Annotated in this window: 5 protein-coding genes; 3 read left to right on the top strand and 2 right to left on the bottom strand. The window is 62.1% G+C overall.

Going from position 1 to position 4166, the window contains the following annotated elements; translation table 11 throughout:
• From DBR18_RS07595 to DBR18_RS07605, 3 genes are all read left to right on the top strand, one after another.
• Positions 1-888, top strand: an 888-nt coding sequence (locus tag DBR18_RS07595; RefSeq protein WP_108589882.1) for a solute carrier family 23 protein, incomplete at its 5' end; no start/stop codon positions are given.
• Between the two features lie 13 nt (positions 889-901).
• Complete coding sequence (locus DBR18_RS07600) at positions 902-2290, top strand: amidohydrolase family protein (protein ID WP_108589883.1); 1389 nt, start codon at positions 902-904, stop codon at positions 2288-2290.
• Positions 2291-2511: 221 nt separating this feature from the next.
• Positions 2512-2721, top strand: a complete 210-nt coding sequence (locus tag DBR18_RS07605) for a hypothetical protein (RefSeq protein ID WP_007965250.1) — start codon at positions 2512-2514, stop codon at positions 2719-2721.
• A gap of 8 nt (positions 2722-2729) precedes the next feature.
• Here DBR18_RS07605 and DBR18_RS07610 read toward each other — a convergent pair whose 3' ends face one another.
• Both DBR18_RS07610 and DBR18_RS07615 read right to left on the bottom strand, forming a co-directional pair.
• Positions 2730-3647 carry a DHH family phosphoesterase gene (locus DBR18_RS07610; RefSeq protein WP_108589884.1) on the bottom strand — a complete coding sequence of 306 codons (918 nt, stop codon included), beginning with the start codon at positions 3645-3647 and terminating at the stop codon, positions 2730-2732.
• Positions 3648-3774: 127 nt separating this feature from the next.
• Positions 3775-4166 (bottom strand): M20/M25/M40 family metallo-hydrolase (locus DBR18_RS07615; protein ID WP_146188744.1); only part of this gene is annotated, 392 nt, incomplete at its 5' end.

Genomic DNA, 4166 nt, shown 5'->3' on the forward strand with positions numbered 1-4166 from the left:
GCCTATGAGTGGGTCGGTGGCGGGCGCAACGCGAGCAACTTTGGCGCCCCGGCGTTTCTCGGCGTGGCGGTGGTGGTGTTGCTGACCATTTTGCTGGTCAATCGCTACGGCAGCCCGTTATTGCGCAACATGGCGGTGCTGGTGGGCATGCTGATCGGCGCCGGTCTGGCTTACGGTCTGGGCATGGGCAACTTCCACAGCGTCGAAGACGCACCGTGGCTGACCGTGCCCTATCCGTTCTACTTCGGCCTGCCGACCTTCAGCCTGATCCCCATTCTGACCATGGTGGTGGTGATGATCGTGCAGATGGTCGAGTCCATGGGGCTGTTCGTGGCCATCGGCGACATCGTCGACAAACCGGTGGAAGACAAACAGGTGATCAACGGCCTGCGCGCCAACGGCCTGGCGAGCACCATCGCCGGGATGTTCGCTGCATTCCCGTTCATCGCCTTCATGGAAAACGTCGGCCTGGTGATCCTGACCGGTGTGCGCAGCCGCTGGGTGGTGGCGGTCAGCGGCCTGCTGATGTGCTCGATTGCGCTGGTGCCCAAGGCCGGGGCGATCATCGCGTCAATGCCGACCGCAGCGCTGGGCGGCGCCGGTATCGCGATGTTCGGCGTGGTCGCGGCGGCGGGCATCCAGACCCTGGCAAAGGTCGATTACGAACGCAATCGCTTCAACGTGCTGATCGTCGGTTTCACCATCGCCGCCGCGCTGGTGCCGGTGCTCGCCCCTTCCCTGTTCAAACAAATGCCCGAGTGGTCACAGCCGTTCCTGCACAGCAGCGTGGTCATCGCCTGCCTGGTGTCGGTGCTGCTCAACGCGGCGCTCAACGGCGTCAGCGTGCCAGACACCACACCCGGCAAATCCGCCTCGCACATTCTCTGACTGGAGCCTGCCCATGACTCAACTTCAAAACATCCTGATCAAAAACCCCGTGGCGGTGATGACCGGCCTGCGCGGCCCCCGTGCCCGCGCCGGGGCGGTGGACATTCGCGTGGTCAACGGACGCATCGCCGAAATGGCCGCCAACCTTGAGCCACAACCCGGTGAGCGGGTGATCGATGCGCGCAACTGCGTGGTCTATCCGGGCTGGATCAACACCCACCATCACCTGTTCCAGAACCTGCTCAAAGCTGTGCCCGAAGGCTTGAATCAGGATCTGCAAGGCTGGCTGGCGAGCGTGCCTTACCCAAGGTTGAACCGCTTTACCCCGCCACTGGCGCGGATCGCCGCCCGTCTGGGCATGGTCGAGTTGCTGCTGTCCGGCGTGACCACCTGCGCCGATCACCACTACCTCTACCACGCCCACGGCACCACCGAGACCGGGGATCTGCTGTTCGATCTGGCCGACGAGTTCGGCTTGCGTTTCGTGCTCTGTCGCGGTGGCGCGCTGGAATCGGCCAGTGCGCATCCGGGCTTCTCGAAAACCGCGCTGCAACCGGAAAGCCTCGAGCAAATGGTCGGCGACATCGAGCGGCTGAAATCGCTGTATCACCAGGACACCCCGGACGCCCTGCGTCGGGTGGTGGTAGCGCCCACCACACCGACCTTCTCGCTGCCGCCGACCCTGCTGCGCGAACTGGCGCACACCGCGCGCGGCCTCGGTTTGCGTCTGCACACGCACCTGTCGGAAACGCAGAACTACGTGAATTTCTGCCGCGAAAAATACAACTGCCTGCCGGTGGAATTCGTCGCCGAACACGAATGGCTCGGCCCCGACGTGTGGTTCGCCCACGCCGTGCACCTGCAACCGGGCGAAATCCGCATGCTCGCCCAAACCGGCACCGGCGTTTCCCATTGCCCGGTAAGCAACGCGCGCCTGGGCAGCGGCGTCGCCCCGGTGCCGCAAATGTATGAAGCCGGCGTGCCGATTTCTCTCGGCGTCGACGGCGTGGCGTCCAACGAATCCGGAAGCATGATCGGCGAAGCCAACACCGCATGGCTGATCCACCGCGCCGAACAAGGCGCCTCGGCCACCACCGCCGAAGACGTGATCCACTGGGGCACGGCGGGCGGTGCGCAGGTGTTGGGGTTGGGCGCGGTCGGTACGCTGGAAGTCGGGCAAGCGGCAGATCTGGTGATCTACAGCCTCGATCATCCACGGTTCTTCGGTTTCCACGATTGCGCGGTTGCGCCAGTGGTGGCCGGTGAACCGATCACCGTGAAATACAGCCTCGTTGGCGGCCGGATCGTGGTGGATAACGGCGTGATTCCGGGGCTGGATATCGAACGGATGCGCGCCGAGGCGTGGGAAGGTGTGCAGGCGATGATGAATATCGAGGATTGATCCCGAATCCGCATGCAATGCAAAACCCTGTGGGAGCTGGCTTGCCAGCGAAGGCGGGCTGTCAGTCAATGCAGCAGTGACTGATCCACCGCTATCGCTGGCAAGCCAGCTCCCACAAAAGAGTGCTGCATTCGCGACTTCAGGGAATCTCGACTAAGGTTACTCCCTCATCGGATTGAGCCCCTGCCAGTTACACCGGGCTCTTGATCAAGGAGAGACTGATGACGTCGCGTCGCAACATCGAACAGACTTATCGCACCTGGTCCAGCCCGATTCTGCTGGAGCTGAAAAAGCGCGAACACCAAATGGCGCCGGTCGAGCGTCAGGCGCTGGAGAATGTTTTGGTCGAACGAAGGTTGCTGGATGTGGGCAACCCCAACGGCCCTGACAGACGCCAGGGCATTGCGGGCAAAAATGACCGACCCGGTTGATCAGCGGATCAGACCGGGTCGAGGTGCAACCCCAGCTTCAGCAGTTCCTTGCGCAGCATCGACGGTTTCACAACCGCCATCCCCGCCTGCCATTGCAGCGGTAACAATCGATCCAGCTTATGCTGGCTGAGCACCGGCTCAGCCAGCAAACAACTCTTGCCGTCGCGGATGCTGATGACATTCAGCAACCAGTCATCGCCCTGCCCGGCCATCCAGTTGCTGATCTCGACGTGCTGTTTTTCAATCAGGGCATCGGCATCCCATACGGTCATCTGTGCGAAAACCTGCGGCAGGTTGCTGTCCGGATTGAATCGCTTCAGATCCGCCGCTAACGCTGCCTGCAGGTCTGCTTCGATGGCGGCCTGACATTCGAGGAAATACTGCTCGGGCCAATTCGCCGGCAGATTCGCCCGCGGCGCCAATATTTCATAAGCCTCGATATCCAGTTCGGTGGTCATCTGCCCGCTGAAGTCGAGTGTGTTGTCGAGGATTGCCGTGGCCAGCAATGCTGCGCTTTGCACGCTGATTCGCGGTAGCAGGCCGGCGGTTCGCCAGCGCTGAAAAACCAGTGTCGCTGCCGCACCGATCGGGCGAATATCGGCGGCGCGACCCAGTCGCTCAGCCCAGTACCGTTCAAAACCGGGATGATGGTCAATGACCTCCACCACTTGGCCGAGCACCACCAGCGGGTCGAAGTGCTGATAGTCGGACACATCGACCAGCACGAATTCGTCGTTTGCTTGTGGAGAGTAGCGGTGAAACTCGGCACCCCAGCTCAGAACGGTCGGCGACACGCTGCCGTTGGGTCTGGCACTGCTGACAGCACGGGCGGGGATGCCTTGCAGGTTGAGCAATTCTGCGTAAGCGATACAGCAGGCGTAGGCGTCGATGTCCAGATAGGACGCGCCGGATGTGATGATTTTCATGGGGCGCAAAAGTCGCACATTTCCATGACTTTGGGGTGACATAAAAAGATCGCAGCCTTCGGCAGCTCCTACAGAGATGGATACAAATCCCCTGTAGGAGCTGCCGCAGGCTGCGATCTTTTGATCTTCAAGCCGCGGCTTTACCGGCGGCCACCATCGCCGAAGCCGCCAGCATCGCCCGCAACAACACCGCACACCCGGCCGCCAGATCGTCCGGCGCGGCGTTCTCGATTTCGTTGTGGCTGATGCCGCCTTCGCACGGCACGAAGATCATCCCCGCCGGGCCGAGTTCGGCGAGGAAGATGGCGTCGTGGCCGGCGCCGCTAACAATGTCCATGTGCGACAGGCCCAGGCCTTTCGCAGCGCCGCGCACGGCCTCGACGCAGCCTTTTTCGAAGTACAGCGGCGGGAAGTCGGCAGTCGGGGTCAGTTCATAGGTCAATCCGTGCTCTTCGCAAGTGGCGTCGATGACTTGCTTGACCTCGGCGATCATCGAATCCAGCCGCTCCGGTTGCAGAT

Origin of the sequence: Pseudomonas sp. HMWF021 (genome assembly GCF_003061005.1) — a bacterium.
GTDB lineage: Bacteria > Pseudomonadota > Gammaproteobacteria > Pseudomonadales > Pseudomonadaceae > Aquipseudomonas.